This window comes from Candidatus Poribacteria bacterium, assembly GCA_021295755.1.
Taxonomy (GTDB): Bacteria; Poribacteria; WGA-4E; order WGA-4E; family PCPOR2b; genus PCPOR2b.
Genome location: JAGWBT010000040.1, coordinates 14,313 through 31,749, shown reverse-complemented (window position 1 = coordinate 31,749; position 17,437 = coordinate 14,313). Strand labels below are relative to the sequence as shown.

Sequence of the window (17,437 nt, the reverse complement as noted above, 5' to 3'; positions counted from 1 at the left end):
GGGGCAGCATCCGTGGGTCCGGTATGAGACACAGATTGACAGCATTGTCAGCGATCCCGAAACCGCTCCGGCGTCAGGTCGCTGGTATGTAGTAACACAGATTGGGATGAGCGGTCATGCGGGAACTCACGTCGAGGCACCCTTGCACGCGGTCGAGAACGGTGCCGCAGTTGGTGAACTACCGGTCGAGCAGTTCTTCGGTGAGGCGGCTATCTTGGACCTCAGCGATGTGCCTTGGTCAATGCCCATTGAGCGTCCACGTCTTGAGAAAGCAGCAGCGCAAGCCGGAGGAATCCAAGCGGGTGACATCGTTTTTATCTATTTTGGTTGGGATCGTCGTGCTGCGAATGAAGGCGGGGGACCGCCCTATCCCACACCCGATGCGCTTCAATGGCTGGTTGATCCGGGGATAAAGCTACTCGGCATCGACAGCCCTGGGCTTGAGGTGCCGGGCAGCCGCGAATTGATTAACCACCATATTTTGTTTGACCGGGGTATTCCGTTAATCGAGAGCCTCGCGCATTTGGAAGATCTCAGCGAGAATCGTGTGTACGTTTTTGCACAGCCGCTGCCTGTCCTTGGCACGGATGCCATTCCGCTGCGTGTGCTAGCATTTGAAGGGACTTCCGATTAACGCGATAATCAAAAAATCTGCATAATTGGCTGTCCTTCCCAATCTTCGGACAATGGCAGATCGAGAACATGAGCGAGCGTCGGGGCAGTGTCAAAGATTCGCACTAGTTCTTTGATCTCGCCAGTCTGCTTAATCTTCGGTCCGGCTGCTATCCACGGAATTGTCAAATCTTCTGGTAGATCCGTTCCATGACTCTTTCCGTGCCCACCATGGTCGCTCTGGACGAGAATAAAGTAGTGTTCCAAAAGGTTTGCCTTTTCGAGTTCTTCGAGTAAAATCCCGATTGCTTGGTCTGCAATACCAATCTGTTCAATATATTCCTCAGACATCCAGGCATGTCGATGTCCTACAATATCCACCACGCCCAAATAGACGAAGCAGAAATCCGGTTGTTCAGCAATCAGGTGTTCCGCTGCGATCTGCGCTATCGTTAGATCACCCTCCGGATCGTCAAGGTTCTCCCTGAAATAGGAAAAATCGAGCGAACCCGGCGCTGCCAGATCGCGGAGCTGCTCCCAGTTATAGATAAATGCTGTCTTCTTTTTCATTGCATGAGCGGCCTCAACGATACTCGGCACCGGGCGCACCATCGGGACCCATGTATTGGTTGTGATACCGTGCCGTGATGGTGTTACGCCGCGAAACATTGAGGTGTGACACGGTAGCGTAGAGGATGGGACAACGCTCTGCGCATTGAAAGTGTAAGCCCCGCGCGCAATTAGGGTATCAATGTTTGGTGTATTTGCCTGTTGGATGCCATCGGGACGGCAACCATCAATGACAATGAGGATTGTGCCGTAGCTTGAAGAATTTTGCATGAAATTTCCTCTCAATCGTATAGAATGAGTTTGATAGGTACATAGCGGAATAGTGGCGAATCCTGATAGACATTTTCTATGATACTCTATTGTCATACCTTGCACAAGCAGGAATTCTTATCACCAATTCAAAGTGCTTGACACAGTACGGATTTCTGAGTATAGTTAGAGCACATTAACCCTTTGGGCAAGTGGCTATAAACCCCGATTGAATGGGGACGAAATCCTAACGAAAATTTGGGAGAGAAGAATGGCAAAAATACGAATGGCTCAGTATGGAACGAAACATGGACACGCTTCCGGCAAATTGCTGGCGATGCAGGTAAACGACGATGTCGAAATCGCAGGGGTTTTTGAACCTGACCCGCAGCAGCGCGCCTCACTGGAAGGATCGGGTGGCGCTGCTTTTGAGGGTGTTCACTGGTTCGACGACAAGAGCGAGATGTTGGAGGATGAGAGCATTGTAGCGATTACCTCCGAGGGTCTCAATGCGGAAAGTCTCGATCAGACCGAGGAGATTGTCAATGCGGGCAAGCACGTCTGGTATGATAAACCTGCAGGCGATAACTGGACGCAATGGCAGCAGGTGGTCGCGGATGCGGAAGACAAGGAGCTGCTCATTCAGATGGGCTATATGCTGCGCTATCATTCCGCTTTCAAGCAGGTTGCTAGCTGGGCAAAGTCGGGCTTTCTGGGCGATGTGTTCGCTGTGCGTGCTCATATGTCCACGAATATAACTGAAGATGCCCGAACTCGGATCAGCAACACGCATCAGGGCGGCATCTTTTTTGATTTGGGCGGTCACATGCTCGACCAGGTTGTCTGGATCTTGGGGCGTCCGGTGAAGGTAACTTCATTTTTACGGAACGACGCAGGCTCAGTATCGGCGTTTCAGGATAATACTCTAGGGGTATTTGAGTTTGAAAATGCCCTTGCCTTTATCGACATCGCCGCGATGGAAACCCAACCAGCGGCGCGTCGTTTTGAGGTGTACGGCAGTCAGGGGAGCGCGATTATTGTCGAACCTTTTGAACCCGGTCTGCAAATCCGTCTCTGTTTGTCAGAGGCGAAAGATGGCTACCAAGAAGGCGAGCAGATTGTGAAGATAGACGGGGAGGGTCGTGGTAGAACTTATGAACTGGAATTAGACGCCTTTATAGCAACCATCGAAGGGAAGCAGCCACCGGATCGACCGATGTCGCATGAACTGCTTGTGCAGGAAACCCTGCTGCGTGCGACAGGGGGAATTTCCGACTAAATCAAAGGGGCTTCTCTACCCAACGCGAGAGGGCATTATGGGCGACAACACAACAAATTTAGCCATCCGCTTCCTCACCGATGCCGATATTCCGAAGATTTCCGCTTTCTTCGAGGGCCTTTCCGAGGCGAGTCGCTCTTTTTATCATCCATACCCCTTTGATCAAGACGCAGTCGCAAAAGTTGCAGGGGAACTCCACAATCCAAGCTGCGTCCATATTGGTGCATTTAGCGACGAAAAGTTGGTTGGGCATGTTTGGTACGTTGATAGAGAGGGAGATGGTTATCCGGGTTTGGGGATTGGAATCGTCGATGCCTTTCACAACAGAGGTATCGGTCAAAGGCTGATGCAACAGATCGAAGGCATTGCTCGCGAACGTGGGAAGCAGGGACTCGTGTTGACCTGTTATCGGGAGAATTATCGGGCGATCCGCATCTATGCCAAACAGGGCTATCGGCTCGTCGGGAGAACCGGGGATGATGTCCAGTTTCGGATGGTTCGCAATTTTGCCGACGATGATACGCCGTACACAATACGGGGTGTGTACGCTTCAAGCATTCCGTGGAACATCGCGCCGTTAACGACGGATACTTGGAACCTCGACGATTGGAAATGGTATATTGAACTGCTCAATGCAGCGGGCTGCAATTTGTTGAAGGTCTATATTTGGCCCACGCAGTATTACCATCCGGACGAGCCGGGGTTGGCTTCCAATGCGTGGCGTTATCAGGTCTGGCACGACGCGCTGGCGTATGCCCGCGTGATGGGGATGGAAACCCATGTCGGCTTTTCAAGCGGAACCGTGCCGCCCCTGACATGGCTGCGCTACCCTCAAATGCGAGCGGAAGATGTCAATTACACCGGCATCACCCTCTGCTGGCAGCGCGGGAAAGAACGCATCCTGCCTTATCAGGAATATTTGATCGATACCTTCGCGGACGTAGCGGATAGTTTTGTTCTCTGGTTTGCGGATCCGGGGGCCTGTATCTGTTCGGAGTGCCGGGACTACCTGAGGGTCATGTTAGATACCCTACATACCCTGTCTAAAGTCATTGACGGCAGAGCGGCGGTCACAGTTTGCCCTTGGTGGATTGAAAACATTGAAGCTGGACGAAATGGTTTTGCACCCCACCCAAACCTGCGCCATCGAATTGCGACAGAGCTACCCGAAGGAAGCGCGGTAATCATTCGAAGTGTCGAATATGAAACGATTGACATCATGCGGGAACATGGATTGGTCCCTTTGCCGCTCGCATTCTTCCTTGATCCGGAGGGTGGATTTGAGTCGAATAATGTCTTGCCTGAACCCAAGTTGCAACAGATTGATGCGTGGCTTAAGAAAGGACTTGAGGAAAAACATACTGCCTCGCTCGCCTATCGGTTGACGCCTTATACGCAGTATCCGGGGGATTACTATTTTTTTCGCAGGCAATTGAATCCGACGCAGTTGAGAGAATCTATCCTCACAGAACTTGGCGAGTATGTTTGCAATCCGCAGCGGCGAGAAGAATTTCGAGATGAAGGAACCCACTTTGCATCAGCGGTGGAGTCGCTTGACCGGTGGTGGAGCGATCGGCGCGAATCAGATCTAGATGATGCAGTGACAGGGTTCAACGCCCTCACGGAAACACACGACTCTGTCAGAGACCTTGCCGATGCAGCGACCTTGTTGCAGCGATTGTCGCATGGATTGGGCAATCAATCGCTTGAAGAATTTACCGAAGACCTACGTCTTCAGATGAGTCCTATGCCAGTTTTTCGAGGGTTGACGCTTGATTATCTCTGGTCAGGCAGGGCGCAGGCGTTTCTACAACTCCGCGTTCAAAATTGGTTGAACAGGCTGCAGCAGTAAGGGGTTATTGGACGAAAATCAACAGTTCACTTGATTCAATTTGCAAAGAGGAAGCTATGACATTACTACGATGGGGAATACTTGGTTGTGGAGATGTGGCAGAGTACAAAGGTGGTCCCCCGCTCTACACGGTTGAAGGTTCTGAACTCATTGCGGTGATGCGCCGTGACAGAGAGAAGGCAGAGGATTTTGCAGCGAGACATGGCGCGAAACGCGCTTATCACACGGTTGAAAGGCTGTTAGCGGATGACGAGATTAATGCAGTCTATATCGCAACACCGCCTTACCTGCATTGCGAACAAACGCTTCTCGCCGCGGAGGCAGGGAAGCATGTTCTCTGTGAAAAGCCGATGGGGATGAATGTCGCCGAGTGCCAGCAGATGGTCGATGCCTGCCGTGAGAACAACGTCACGCTCACAATCGCTTATTACAGACCTTTCTTTCCGAATATCGTAAAAATGAAGGAATTGATGGAGTCGGGAGCGATCGGGGAAGTTGTGCTAGGGAGAATCAATCACACCGCTTCTTATGATCCAAGCAGCCATGAGTGGGGTGCATGGCGCACTGATCCGAAAATTAGTGGTGGCGGTGTTTTGATGGATCTGGGGAGTCACCGGATTGATCTGCTGATGTATTTGTTGGGAGAGGTGACGTCTGTTTCTGGGTACGCAGAAAACGTCTATTTGCCTCATCCAGTTGATGATTCTGCCATTTTTACCTTACGCTTTGAAAACGGGACACATGCCGTCGCGAATATCAACTGGAATGTTGGCGTTTCGATTGACGAAGTTGAGGTCTACGGTACGGAAGGAAGTTTGCGCTGCAATCCCCTCAACAGCGGAAACCTGACGCTTCAGACGAAGGACAAGATCGAGTCATTCGACCAACCTCCATTGCCGTATATGCACACAGGGTTAGTTGAAGCTCTCGTCAATCAGATGCGTACAGGTGTGTTAGTCCGCTGTAAGGGGGAGGAAGGGTTAAAGACAAATGCGATTATCGCCGACATTTATGCGAACAGTGTGAAACGTGACTAAACTTAATCACTCTGGAGCACTCCACATATAAATAAGCTCTCCATTTTGGCTCTCTTCTGTGGAGATCCAAGGAAAATTACACCGCTCCATCTTTTCAATCAAACAGTTCATCACGCGGATCGGATTGGAAAGATGGCACACATCTCTCAGCTGCGATTCGGTGGCCAACTGCTGGTTGATTATGTATTCGATTGCAGACTGCTCATCTAAATTGAGGAGTATTTCCTTTCGTTGATTATCTGCTGCCACCGGTAGGTCCGAATCAACTCCTCCTACTTCATCAACTTCCGCGGTTTCTTCCACAGCTTCCTCTGACTCCGTCACTACCTGCTGTCCCAAACTTTGGTAAGCTGGGACTACTGCTTCCGCAATTCTATCCTTGATTCGGTCCAAATCGCCTTGTAGTTCCTGGATCTCCTCGTGTAACTGGGTGATGAGTTCGAGTGGATCTCTGTCGTTAGAGATCGGCACATCCAACTGGTTATCGCTAGGGAGATCACTGGATTCTCCCCAGTCCGCGCCTATTTCGTCCATGAAAGGAGGGTAGAGGTTATCTATGCTCGGTGCAGCAGAAGGTAGTTCCACATCCCCAGAATCTGCTGTGTCTGAGCAGTTACGGTGCGATTCACAAGGTGGGGTATCAATAAGCTCAATGTTGTACTTATAGGGACTGACTCCCCCTCTACTATCAATGTATGAAATCTTGACGTGGCAGCAATCGCCGACTTCCAATTGATTCATTTGTCCCTGAATCTGTCTGAGGGTTCGTGCGTGATAGTCTCGAAGCATCTCTGGCATACCTCTGACCAGCTGTTTAAAATAAGCTATCGGATCGCAGTCTGACTGAAAATATGGCGCTTTGGTAAGCGGTTGCGTCAAATTTGGAAACCGCACAATTTTGGATGGTACTGGATTCTCTAGCGCTTCAAGTTCAATTCCCCACTGGAGCGGCGCCTCTTTTACGCAGGTTGCGACGTAAGTATGATGTTTGGGCATTTACAAGCTCTCCTTAGTCACACATTAATATAATAGTACAATAGGTGTCTCGGTAAGTTCGTCATACGAAACGTGAACACCTACACAAAAGTTACAAAAAATTGAGTTTTCTGCAATATTTACACAATATATAGTATTATATTATTTAATGGCCAACTATATATAGTATACCAAACTTATGTTAAGCAAATATTTATAACATAGATTGCCACCTAAAGTTATGCACAACTGCGTTATAAGTGGGTGTGGGTTGGGTTTACGAACTTATGGGTACATTTCCGGTACAAGAGTTTGGTCTGTCATGGGTGGCCGCATGTATCCGTTATCTTCTTGGAGAGATGGTAATTCTAGCTTTTGGTAGGGTAGGGCCTCGTAGGGAATCAGACTCAACAGGTGATGAATGCAGTTGAGGCGCGCACGTTTTTTGTCATGGGCATCAACCACATACCAAGGGGCTTGTTTGATATCTGTATACTTAAACATCTCATCTTTGGCCCGGGAATAATCAACCCATCTTCTACGAGATTCCATATCCATCGCACTGAGTTTCCAACGTTTGGCTGGATTTTTAATCCGCCTTCTGAAACGGCGTTCCTGCTCATCCGCATCTACAGATAACCAATATTTGATTAAAATAATCCCGGAGTGCACCAACATCCGCTCAAATTCGGGGCAAGAACGTAAAAACTCATGATATTCTTCCGCATTACAAAAACCCATTACTCGCTCGACCCCGGCGCGATTGTACCAACTTCGATCAAAAAACACTATCTCACCAGCGGCCGGCAGATGGGGAACATATCGTTGAAAATACCATTGCGTTTTCTCACGCTCGGTTGGGGTGCCCAACGCGACCACTCGGCAGATCCGTGGATTCAGTGGTTCCGTAATTCGCTGGATGGTTCCGCCCTTGCCTGCGGAATCACGTCCTTCAAAGATCGCGACTACCTTTAAGCCCTTGTTCAGGATATGTTCTTGGAGTTTGATTAACTCTATCTGAAGTCGAGCTAGCTCTTTCTCATAGAACTTACGCTTCAATTTCTTTCGTTCTTCTACAGGCTTATCCGTCGGTTGGAGCCTGATGAAATCTTTTTCAATTTGCTGGTCTTTCTGCTTTTTAGCTGCTTTATCTTTTTGCTTTTTCGACATGATTACACCCCTGCTAATGCGAGTTTATAGACTTTTACCGCCCCTTCTCTGAGGATTCCGCCGTGCCTGACAATCTACTGCATTATACTTACTACAGGATCTCATGTCAACAGGAATTCTGGCTCGTGAGATTGCTATTGACAAACCATAATAATTCAGTGATAATTATACGAAGACTTTACACACCCTCAGGCCCATTTCCACAATGAAGGAGACAGGAATGAGACATTTTGGTTTGGCAATCAATTTGAAAGATGATCCGGAGATTATCGAAAAATACAAAGAATATCACAGCAACGTTTGGCCCGAAGTTCTAGAGAGCCTGCACACGATTGGGATCACGAAGATGAACATCTACCTGCTAGGTCACAGGATGTTCATGGCAATGGAGACGGTCGATGAGTTTGAGGTTGAAAAGGATTTTCCACGATATCTCGAACAGCACCCACGCTGCCGTGAGTGGGATGAATTGATGCGGACCTATCAAGAGCCAGTGCCTGAAAGAAAGCCGGAGGAATGGTGGGCGTTGATGGAGTGCGTCTTTGAGTTCTAATCGTAAGATAACCACATTGAGAGGGTATGAATCGAGATTATAAGAAACTCCACTTAGAAGCTATGTCGTTTTGCACAGCGTTCAAGGAGATCGAGGGAAAGTTTAGGGTGTGTCGTTTGGCACTCGTCTCGCAATCAGAATCGGAACAATAAAAGAAAACCGTGAAACACAATGAAAAAAACAATCGATCTCATTCAGTCCATGAAACAAAACGGACAAAAAGTTGCGATGCTGACCGCGTATGACTACCCGACAGCGCGTATCCTCAACGATGCTGGGATCGATATCATCCTTGTCGGCGATTCGCTCGGTATGGTAGTTTTGGGTTATGAAGACACGCGATCGGTTACGATGGCGGATATGCTCCACCACACCCGAATCGTGGCACGAGCCAATGCCACATGCTTACTTGTAGCGGATCTTCCGCATCAGGCTTATGAAACACCGGAGCAGGCGGTCAAAAATGCGCGCGCCCTTTGTGATGCCGGTGCTGATACGGTGAAATTTGAGGGCAATAAACCGGAGATTGTCAAAGCCATTGTCGGCGATGGTATTCCGGTGATGGGACATGTTGGGCTATTGCCGCAGACGAGTGAGAAATTTCGGGTGCATGGACGTAAGCAGTCCGAAGCCATGCTGATTGCTGATGACGCAAAGGCGCTTGAAGCCGCTGGCTGCTTTGCAATTGTTCTTGAATCTATTCCAGAGAAGCTAGGCGGAAAAATCACGCAATCGCTGCAGATTCCGACAATCGGTATCGGCGCGGGGGCTGCCTGTGATGGGCAGGTGTTGGTGCTCCATGATATACTTGGGCTTTTTGACCGCACGCCGTCATTCGTCAAGCAGTATGCAAATATGCGGAAAGAAATCCACCGGGCTGTAACGCACTATAAGCTAGAAGTGCAGCAAGGAATTTTCCCGGATGGAGGGCATTCATATCGTTGAGTGAAGCGTAAATTAAAATTCACTGCGCTTTGTACGTAAGGAGAAAGCAATGTTCAAAATAGGTGCTATTGGTGATGAGATTTCACAAGATTTTCAAACTGTTGTCAATGTCGCAAAGGAGTTGAATCTTGACTCAATTGAGATCCGATCCGTGTGGGATAAGCCGCCGCAGGAACTCACGGAGGACGACATCAATGCGATGAAACAGATCCTTGATGGAACGGGGGTTCAAATCGTCGGAATTGCCTCGCCGTTCTTCAAATGTGATATTGACAATCCACAGGAACGGCAGGAGCATCTTGGAATTCTTAAGCGGTGTATCGAGGTGGCGAAAGCATTTGATATCAACCTTATCCGCACTTTCGTTTTTTGGAAAACGGACAACGTCGAGGAACGATGGGACGAGATTATCGGTGCCTATGATGAACCTGTTCGGATGGCGAGTGGAGAGGGGATGATTTTAGGGATGGAAAACGAAGCCTCAACTTCCCTATCAACCGCTAAACTGACAGAACGATTTATCCGCGAAATTGATTCTCCCAATATCCGCGCTATCTGGGATCCGGCGAACGAAGCCCACGCGGAAGGCGAGCCGCCCTATCCCAACGCCTATGAAAGACTCAGACCGTTGATGGTGCATGCCCATCTGAAGGACGCTGGCAAAAATCCTGAAACGGGCGAGATGGAATCGGTCCCGGTCGGTGAAGGCGTGATCGATTGGCAGAGACAACTCCAGGCATTTGTTGACGACGGTTACGAGGGACACCTCTGCTTGGAAACGCATTGGCGTCCAACTTCAAAGATTGAGGATGATCTGCTCAACCGTCCGGGTGGGACTGCGTTCTCCGAAGCAGGCGAGGAAGCTTCTCGGATCTGTCTGCAAAATCTGTTCGGGATGATCGAGAAGTTGTGCCAGTAAAATATGTGATGCGCAAAACGTAAAAGGCAAACCATAATGAAGATTGTAGACGTAAAAACCCAAACATTCAAATATAAGTCGAACCAAGTTAGTGACTCAGAGGGTCACGGACATCCTGGTACTGAACACGATGCGACTCAAACGCTGCTCACGATTGTCACCGACGAAGGCTTGGAGGGTTACGCCTTTGGCGGCAGCCCTGCCATCGCAGAGCAGATCTTTAAGCCCGCGCTGGTTGGGGAAGATCCATTCTATCGTGAAAAACTATGGCAACGGCTCAAGCACTGGCAGCGAATCCATCGAAGTCTCACAGATAATGTGGTCGGTGTAGCGGACATGGCACTGTGGGATCTCGCGGGTCGCTGCTTTGATCAGCCGGTCTATAAGTTGCTGGGGGGCTATCGAGACAAAGTCCTCGCCTACGCCAGCACCATGTGTGGAGACGAAGAGGCAGGCGGGCTTAGCAGCCCAGATGACTACGGTCGATTCGCCGAGTGGTGCATACAGCGTGGCTACAAGGCGATCAAGCTGCACACCTGGATGCCACCCATTCCGTGGGCTCCCGACCCCAAGATGGATGTCAAGGCGTGTGCCGCCGTGCGAGAGGCGGTTGGGAACGATGTTCCCCTGATGCTGGACTGCTACCATTACTACAGTCGAGAGCAGGCACTCTATATCGGCAGGGAACTTGAGAAACTCAACTACTACTGGTTTGAGGAGCCGATGGATGAACACAGCACCTCTTCCTATGCGTGGTTGGCAGAACAGTTGGATATCCCGGTTGTAGGACCCGAAACCGCTGAGGGAAAGATGTTCACTAGAGCAGAGTGGATTCTGCGCGGAGCTGCGGACATCCTGCGAGGCGGCGTGGGAGATGTGGGAGGGATTACACCGTTGATGAAAGTCGTGCATCTGGCAGAGTCGTTTGGCATGGCGATGGAGGTACACGGTGGCGGCGGTGGGAATCTCCATGTGTTAGGCGCAATGGGTATCCCCGGTGAATTCTACGAGCGGGGACTCCTCCACCCGTTTATTGACTATGATGAGGTCGAGCCTTGGCTGCATTCAAAGATTGATTTCATGGACGATGAGGGATATGTCCATTTGCCGCAGGGACCGGGGCTAGGCTACGATATCAATTTCGATTACATCAAAGAGAACACTGTCGAGACAGAAAAATAAATGAAACTCGAAAACCAAGTTGCAATTATCACCGGTGGTGGACGCGGAATTGGTAGATCAACTGCGCTCGCCTTTGCGCGAGAGGGTGCAGATCTGGTGCTCGCGGCGCGAACACTCTCAGAGATTGAAGCTGTCGCAGCCGAGGTATCTGCGCTCGGTCGGCAGACCCTCGCAATACCAACTGATGTAACGCAAAAATCGCAGGTGGACGCGATGGTGCAACGGACACTCGACAGATTTGGCAGGATCGATATTCTTGTCAGCAACGCGGGCGTCGCCATCCACAACCCAATTCCCAAGATTCGCGAGGAAGATTGGGATCTCAATATCGCCGTGAATCTCAAAGGCGTCTTCCTCTGCACACAGGCAGTGTTCAGTCACATGTGCGAGCGGAAGTCCGGCCATATCGTCAACGTCTCGTCGGTCTCCGGCAAATTTGGGCACATCAACGGCGGGGCGTACTGCGCCGCCAAATTTGGCGTTGTCGGTTTTACCGAGACCACGAATAACGAAGGGCGTCCGCACGGTGTCAAAGCGAGTGCGGTGTGTCCAGGACCCGTCGACACCAAGATGCGCCGAGATAATCACCCGGAGGATGTCATCGCGCATTTAACCTTGCCAGAAGAGGTCGCGGATTTAATCCTGTTTCTCGTCTCACAGTCCCCACGTGCTCACATTCTTGAGACAGTTATCCGGACCCCTCTTATGTAGATAGCGTGAAATGTGATAGTGACGGAGAACTCCGGGAACCGAAGAAACAACGCCCAATTAAACCTCGAACTGCCCAATCGAATTAGAAAGTTCAGGATCCCCATAGTTGTGAAAATTAAGGAGGTCAAATGGTAATGCGTCTATTCGGTATCTGGATCATCCTAATTCTGTGTACTTCGTCGTGGGGCTGGGCTTCCATGCCAGAGGAGGCTGGTGACCTCGCCTTCATCTCAGGTGCAAATCCGATCCAAATCTCGCATCACAGGCAGGAAGCTATTCCGTTCAATCCCAGAGAGTCGACACCGATTCGCCTATTTTCGACCGGGCTTATTCGACTTTATCAGAAATACATTTCGACGCAAGACCAATCTGTCTGCAACTTCTCTCCGAGTTGCTCTCGATTCGGGATGGGTGCAATCCAAAAGTACGGGTTCTTTCGCGGTATACTGTTGACCGCTGACCGTCTGCTGCGAGATAACGGAACTACGCTCCACACGCACTATCCCTTCGACGAAGTAAGCGGCAAGTACATTGATCCGGTTGAGGCATACTCACAGGAGGCGTTGACAAGATGATTTGTCGTCACGCCATTTTCCTTGCCGTGCTCTGCTGCGTTTTTCCTGCATTGATAGCACTTGCAGACAGCCCGTCAATTGATTATTATCAGCCTGAAAACATCCGCAAGTTTGCAGATTACCTTTACGCCCAAGGCGACTATCTCCGCGCAGCGGGTGAGTATCAACGTTACCTCTTTTCTCAGCCGACTGCTTCACGGAATGACGTTTTGCGCCGAATCGCCGATAGCTATCGTTTGGGCGGCCAACCTGATCGCGCCGTTCAATTGCTCGAAACGCTCCTCCAAACGCAGCCCAACTCTAATTTAGCACGATATGAGCTAGGCGCAACCTACTTCCTAATGGAACAGTACGACGAATCTGTACGCTTTCTCAAGGAATCGCAGGATCTGTTTCAGGGAAAGGAGCATCACTGGAAGTCACAGATACTGATTGGCATGAACAAGCTGATGCAGAAGCGGTGGGAGGGTACGGTTCAGCACTTTGACCAGTTTGATTTGAGTGGATTGCCGGAGACCGTTGGTCATCGTGCTTCAATGTACAAGAGATACGCTGAAGATGGGAGAAAACTTCCGTCCAAAAGCCCGCTGCTAGCGGGATTTTTGTCCACTGTCCTGCCCGGCAGCGGCAGGGTCTATGTTGGACGCTCCAACGATGCGCTGCTCACTGTGTTTCTGTTGGGTGTGTTGGGGTGGGCGGCTTACGACGGGTTTTCCGAAAATGGCATTTCGTCGCGCAAAGGTTGGACGTTTGGGACACTTGGGGGTATTTTCTATCTCGGCAATGTCTACGGCTCTGTCGTCGCCGCACAGACCCATAATCGACGAACGGAAGCAGCATTTTTGGCGACAATCTCGCTAGAGATTCCGTAGAGGGATTTCGGCTGTTTTATTGTCTATACTCAAGCAACGCTGCCCCTGTGGTGCGGTTAAACAAATGCACCTTGGTGGACTTAAAACGGATTGGCACAGTGTCGCCGCGGTCAATGCGTGCATCGGGGTGAGTGCGCGCCTTGAAAGTCACACCTTCTAATTCCAATGTAAGAAACAGATCACTGCCCAACGGTTCTCGCACCACAACGTTGGCTTGGGCGGTGGGTGATTCGCTTGTCAGCACCTCGATATCTTCCGGACGCACCCCGAGCTGTACCTCTGCCGAAGCGTTCTCAATCAGGCATTGTGTCGGTGCCGGCGTGAATTCACAGGTATATCCCTCGCCCTTTACCAGCCACTGATCCCCACCGTTTTGCAACTGACCATCGAAGAAATTCATCGGCGGACTTCCAACAAAGCCAGCGATGAACGCATTGGCGGGCTGATTGTAGATTTCTTCGGGTGTCCCCAGTTGTTGGAGTTTACCCTCATTAAGCACTACAATCCGATCCGACATAATGAGCGATTCGGCTTGGTCATGCGTGACATAGACAAATGTTTTTTCCAATTCAGCGTGCAGCCGCTTGAGTTCGGTGCGCATCGTCACACGCAATTTAGCGTCGAGATTGGAGAGCGGTTCATCAAGCAGGAATACATGGGCATTCCTGACGATGGCACGTGCTAATGCCACCCGTTGTCGCTGCCCACCACTGAGTTCCCGCGGCTTCCTCCTGAGCAGATGGTCAATCTCCATCGCCTTCGCCGCGTCCTGCACGAGTTGGTCAATCTCATCAGTTGGTGTGCGGCGCATCCGCAAGCCAAAGGCGATGTTATCGTAAACCCGCATGTGTGGGTATAGCGCGTAGGTTTGGAAAACCATTGCGATGTCGCGTTGTTCGGGCGGAACGTTCGTCACGTCGTCATCGTCGAAGAACACTTGTCCGCTTGTCGGATCTTCCAAGCCTGCGATAATATTTAACGTCGTGGTCTTGCCACAGCCCGACGGTCCCAACAACGTCAAAAATTCGCGATCGACAATTTCGAGGGTCAGGTCGTCTACCGCAACAACGTCTCCGAAGTGTTTCGTAAGATGTTCAATAACAACTTTTGCCAAAGAATTTCTCCTATCTCTTGCGTTCAACTATATATTTAAAATTTGCTCGAATTGCTTTAATTTTTCAGACCGCAACTTATTGGATTTTTATTTCACTCCACATTGTTGCCAGTTTCCGCCGCGGTTGTACAGCAGCAGGGGCATCGTATTTTACTTCAAAATCGTCAAAGCGAATAACGTTGCCAAATCCTGATGACAGATAGATTGTTCCTTCAGGATAGCGAACGTCCCTCAGACCCAGTATCTGCTCTTCGTTGACAAAAACCCGGAATAAGTTTGCATCTGCAACGACTCTTAAGCGATACCACTCACCCATTTTGACATCAAACGGTGAAAACCTCAGCAACTCATTTTCTATGAATACCCCTCTAAGAAAGCCTTCTGCATTTACCGCCACTCGTTCTATATGCCAAATTGATGCCCCCACGCCCCACTGTCCCTCGGTGTTTTGTCCGATAAAAAAATAATAACCTAAGTCACTTAGCGCTCGTGGATCTTGTAACCTATCGTTTTTTACAAGCCCGAGGAACTTTTCGGTTGAATGCCCGCGGAGTCCAATTCCAGCTCCATTAGCAACAGTCGGGTGAAACAAGAAAAGATCGAGCCTCATAGACACTGCTACATCATAATCGCTAGCGGGCAACTCTTTAGGCAACAAAACAAGAGTGGTGCTGTCTGGTTCGGGAGGTGGAACGCCTGCAATCAATTCACCATTGTCAATAGCTACCATCTGGTGGTCTTCCCTAACCGCCCAATCTTCTAAGTCCAAATTGTTGAAATCATGACGAAGTATCTCTGCGGATGCCGATGATACTAGCATTGCTAGCATTAACAAAACCGTTCCTCGTTTCACAGAAAACTACCTATCCTTTCTTCCATCGGCTTTATTTTCGATGGTTACTAGCATCAACCGTCAGCCTCTTTTCCTTTTGCAAAGTTATCCCGTCACTGCGCCACCAATGCCATGAATGATGAATCGTTGAAAGATGAATGCGAGGATAATCGGGAGCAGCACCACCAAGACTCCGCCGGCAGCGATGATTGTGAAATCGATCTGCAGCTCCTGCGCGAAATCCGATGCAACCACAGTTACAGGCTTTGAAAATATAGTAGAGGTAAACAACAGGGCAAAGAAAAATTCTCCCCACGACGAGATGAAGGAGAAAATGCCCACCGCAATCATGCCGGGCGTCGTCACCGGCAGAAACACACGGAATAGTGCACCGAGACGGGAGCATCCATCAACCCGCGCAGCACGTTCCAAATCGAGCGGTACTGTCTGGAAATAGCCCTTGAGAATCCAGATAGTGAACGGTAGCGTAAAGGTTACATGGGCGAGGATGACCGCAATGTGGGTATCTAACAATCCGTAACTACGCATGACGAGATACATCGGTATCATAATCGCCACGCCCGGCACACTGCGCGAACCAAGATAGAACAATAGTAACGCAAGGTTGCCGCCAAAATTCATCCGTGCCAGCGCGTATGCCGCAAGCGATCCGAAGAACAGATTGATAAACATCACCGTACCTCCGATGATAAAGCTGTTGACAATAGCGCGCGGAAACTGTCGTGCGGTCGCCGCACCGATTTCCGCACTATCGCCGTATACACGGAAGTACATCAGGTAGTTTTCCAACGTCGGTTCACGTGGCATCCAATGCAGCTGCGTTGCTTCACGTTCCTGCATGAAACTGACCAACACAACCCACAGGTACGGTATTACGATATACAGCGCCGCAATCAGTACGAGTACATATAAAATAGTTCGTTTGACAACGTCTCTATTCACAAGATCCCTTTCTTAGCCTTGAACGGTGCCTCGACGATACAGCACTCGAATATAGATAATCGCTAGTCCCATCGTGATGATCGTGATCAGGTAGGAGTAGGCATTTGACCCACCGAAGTTGAGGCGACCAAACGCTTCCTTATAAGTCTGCCAAGCGATGACGTAGGTCGCATCGCCGGGACCGCCTGCCGTCAGTGCGTAGATGATGTCGAAACCACCACGGAAAGCGTTCATCGTTTCAATGATAGCGACAATCATAATCGGGTGCAGCAGCCACGGTAGCGTAATGTGTTGGAAACGACGCCATGCGTTCGCGCCATCCACCTGCGCTGCGCGGTATTGCTCGCCGGGAATTGCCTGCAACGCTGCTAAAAAGATAATACATGCAAACGGCACACTCCGCCAGACGTGTGCGGCGATGGCGGCGTTGATCGCGACAAACGGCGAAGCCATGCCTAGATACTCAATCTCAGCGCCCGTCAGGCGATTGAAAAGACCAACGAAATCACCTATCATCTGGTTAAATGCGCCGTGTTCACCGAATAGCCCCGCCCACATCAAGCCGTTGACGATACCCGGCACCGCCCACGGAATCAATAACAATGCACGTGCGAGTCCTCGCCCTCTGAATTGTTCATTGAACAGTACAGCAATGCCTATCGCAACAATGATAACCAACGCCACCGACATTCCCCCAAAATAGAGGGTAACACGGAGCGAGTGCCAAAAATCGTAACTCGTCAATACATCAACATAATTACCCAAACCAACGAAGGCGTGATCCTCCGGACGACGCAGATTGTAGCGGTGTAGACTGGTCCACAATGATACGACAACCGGATACGCAATCAGCGCAAGGATGAGAATAACACTCGGAACGTTGAGCAGATAGGCGAAAATGCGGTCGCCACGTTCTTTTGTGCTTAAGCGCGAAACGCCTTTGTCTCCCCGATGAGATCGGGATCCAAAGCGACCTGCGCCGGTTTGGTCCTCTAAGTTGTTTTCATTCACAGTTGAATTTCCTTGT

Annotated in this window: 18 protein-coding genes; 11 read left to right on the top strand and 7 right to left on the bottom strand. The window is 50.0% G+C overall.

What is annotated here, in order from left to right; genetic code table 11:
• Positions 1-634: cyclase family protein (locus J4G02_07935; GenBank protein ID MCE2394503.1), on the top strand; the 634-nt coding region annotated here is incomplete at its 5' end.
• Positions 635-642: 8 nt separating this feature from the next.
• Here J4G02_07935 and J4G02_07930 read toward each other — a convergent pair.
• Positions 643-1,452 (bottom strand): alkaline phosphatase family protein, encoded by an 810-nt coding sequence (locus J4G02_07930; GenBank protein MCE2394502.1) that lies wholly within the window; start codon positions 1,450-1,452, stop codon positions 643-645.
• 250 nt (positions 1,453-1,702) lie between these two features.
• Here J4G02_07930 and J4G02_07925 point away from each other — a divergent pair, with 250 nt between their 5' ends.
• From J4G02_07925 to J4G02_07915, 3 genes are read left to right on the top strand one after another with little or no spacing between them, the layout of a single operon-like run.
• Positions 1,703-2,710: a Gfo/Idh/MocA family oxidoreductase gene (locus J4G02_07925; GenBank protein ID MCE2394501.1), complete on the top strand. Its 1,008-nt coding sequence runs from the start codon at positions 1,703-1,705 to the stop codon at positions 2,708-2,710.
• A gap of 37 nt (positions 2,711-2,747) precedes the next feature.
• A complete protein-coding gene (locus tag J4G02_07920) occupies positions 2,748-4,562 on the top strand; it encodes a GNAT family N-acetyltransferase (protein ID MCE2394500.1) in 1,815 nt (604 codons plus the stop codon).
• Between the two features lie 56 nt (positions 4,563-4,618).
• Positions 4,619-5,599 carry a Gfo/Idh/MocA family oxidoreductase gene (locus tag J4G02_07915; GenBank protein MCE2394499.1) on the top strand — a complete coding sequence of 327 codons (981 nt, stop codon included), beginning with the start codon at positions 4,619-4,621 and terminating at the stop codon, positions 5,597-5,599.
• Positions 5,600-5,605: 6 nt separating this feature from the next.
• Here J4G02_07915 and J4G02_07910 read toward each other — a convergent pair whose 3' ends face one another.
• Both J4G02_07910 and ppk2 read right to left on the bottom strand, forming a co-directional pair.
• Positions 5,606-6,595, bottom strand: a complete 990-nt coding sequence (locus tag J4G02_07910) for a hypothetical protein (protein ID MCE2394498.1) — start codon at positions 6,593-6,595, stop codon at positions 5,606-5,608.
• Positions 6,596-6,859: 264 nt separating this feature from the next.
• Positions 6,860-7,744 carry a polyphosphate kinase 2 gene (gene ppk2, locus J4G02_07905; GenBank protein MCE2394497.1) on the bottom strand — a complete coding sequence of 295 codons (885 nt, stop codon included), beginning with the start codon at positions 7,742-7,744 and terminating at the stop codon, positions 6,860-6,862.
• 220 nt (positions 7,745-7,964) lie between these two features.
• Between ppk2 and J4G02_07900 the strand changes: the two genes are divergently transcribed.
• From J4G02_07900 to J4G02_07870, 7 genes are all read left to right on the top strand, one after another.
• Entirely contained in the window at positions 7,965-8,297 is a 333-nt protein-coding gene (locus J4G02_07900; protein MCE2394496.1) for an L-rhamnose mutarotase, read from the top strand.
• 171 nt (positions 8,298-8,468) lie between these two features.
• Positions 8,469-9,242 (top strand): 3-methyl-2-oxobutanoate hydroxymethyltransferase, encoded by a 774-nt coding sequence (gene panB / locus J4G02_07895; GenBank protein ID MCE2394495.1) that lies wholly within the window; start codon positions 8,469-8,471, stop codon positions 9,240-9,242.
• 49 nt (positions 9,243-9,291) lie between these two features.
• Positions 9,292-10,161, top strand: a complete 870-nt coding sequence (locus tag J4G02_07890; GenBank protein ID MCE2394494.1) for a sugar phosphate isomerase/epimerase — start codon at positions 9,292-9,294, stop codon at positions 10,159-10,161.
• 36 nt (positions 10,162-10,197) lie between these two features.
• Positions 10,198-11,343: a mandelate racemase family protein gene (locus tag J4G02_07885; GenBank protein MCE2394493.1), complete on the top strand. Its 1,146-nt coding sequence runs from the start codon at positions 10,198-10,200 to the stop codon at positions 11,341-11,343.
• Entirely contained in the window at positions 11,344-12,054 is a 711-nt protein-coding gene (locus J4G02_07880) for an SDR family oxidoreductase (protein MCE2394492.1), read from the top strand.
• Between the two features lie 197 nt (positions 12,055-12,251).
• The gene (gene yidD, locus J4G02_07875) at positions 12,252-12,629 is read left to right on the top strand and encodes a membrane protein insertion efficiency factor YidD (GenBank protein MCE2394491.1); all 378 of its coding nucleotides are present in this window, start codon (positions 12,252-12,254) and stop codon (positions 12,627-12,629) included.
• Entirely contained in the window at positions 12,626-13,501 is an 876-nt protein-coding gene (locus tag J4G02_07870) for a tetratricopeptide repeat protein (protein ID MCE2394490.1), read from the top strand. Before yidD ends, J4G02_07870 begins: the two co-directional genes overlap by 4 nt.
• 16 nt (positions 13,502-13,517) lie before the next feature.
• Here J4G02_07870 and J4G02_07865 read toward each other — a convergent pair whose 3' ends face one another.
• The 4 genes from J4G02_07865 to J4G02_07850 form a co-directional block, all read right to left on the bottom strand.
• Positions 13,518-14,615 (bottom strand): ABC transporter ATP-binding protein, encoded by a 1,098-nt coding sequence (locus J4G02_07865; protein MCE2394489.1) that lies wholly within the window; start codon positions 14,613-14,615, stop codon positions 13,518-13,520.
• A gap of 76 nt (positions 14,616-14,691) precedes the next feature.
• The gene (locus tag J4G02_07860) at positions 14,692-15,468 is read right to left on the bottom strand and encodes a DUF1080 domain-containing protein (GenBank protein ID MCE2394488.1); all 777 of its coding nucleotides are present in this window, start codon (positions 15,466-15,468) and stop codon (positions 14,692-14,694) included.
• A gap of 84 nt (positions 15,469-15,552) precedes the next feature.
• On the bottom strand, positions 15,553-16,410 hold the full coding sequence (locus J4G02_07855; GenBank protein ID MCE2394487.1) for a carbohydrate ABC transporter permease: 858 nt from the start codon (positions 16,408-16,410) through the stop codon (positions 15,553-15,555).
• A gap of 12 nt (positions 16,411-16,422) precedes the next feature.
• Positions 16,423-17,421 (bottom strand): sugar ABC transporter permease, encoded by a 999-nt coding sequence (locus J4G02_07850; protein MCE2394486.1) that lies wholly within the window; start codon positions 17,419-17,421, stop codon positions 16,423-16,425.
• Positions 17,422-17,437 lie beyond the last annotated feature (16 nt).

Coding starts and splice junctions, on each gene's coding strand:
- yidD (MCE2394491.1), top strand. CDS start 12,252: ATGCCAGAGGAGGCTGGTGACCTCGCCTTCATCTCAGGTGCAAATCCG.
- J4G02_07925 (MCE2394501.1), top strand. CDS start 1,703: ATGGCAAAAATACGAATGGCTCAGTATGGAACGAAACATGGACACGCT.
- J4G02_07890 (MCE2394494.1), top strand. CDS start 9,292: ATGTTCAAAATAGGTGCTATTGGTGATGAGATTTCACAAGATTTTCAA.
- J4G02_07880 (MCE2394492.1), top strand. CDS start 11,344: ATGAAACTCGAAAACCAAGTTGCAATTATCACCGGTGGTGGACGCGGA.
- J4G02_07910 (MCE2394498.1), bottom strand. CDS start 6,595: ATGCCCAAACATCATACTTACGTCGCAACCTGCGTAAAAGAGGCGCCG.
- J4G02_07870 (MCE2394490.1), top strand. CDS start 12,626: ATGATTTGTCGTCACGCCATTTTCCTTGCCGTGCTCTGCTGCGTTTTT.
- J4G02_07930 (MCE2394502.1), bottom strand. CDS start 1,452: ATGCAAAATTCTTCAAGCTACGGCACAATCCTCATTGTCATTGATGGT.
- J4G02_07885 (MCE2394493.1), top strand. CDS start 10,198: ATGAAGATTGTAGACGTAAAAACCCAAACATTCAAATATAAGTCGAAC.
- panB (MCE2394495.1), top strand. CDS start 8,469: ATGAAAAAAACAATCGATCTCATTCAGTCCATGAAACAAAACGGACAA.
- J4G02_07915 (MCE2394499.1), top strand. CDS start 4,619: ATGACATTACTACGATGGGGAATACTTGGTTGTGGAGATGTGGCAGAG.
- ppk2 (MCE2394497.1), bottom strand. CDS start 7,744: ATGTCGAAAAAGCAAAAAGATAAAGCAGCTAAAAAGCAGAAAGACCAG.
- J4G02_07920 (MCE2394500.1), top strand. CDS start 2,748: ATGGGCGACAACACAACAAATTTAGCCATCCGCTTCCTCACCGATGCC.
- J4G02_07900 (MCE2394496.1), top strand. CDS start 7,965: ATGAGACATTTTGGTTTGGCAATCAATTTGAAAGATGATCCGGAGATT.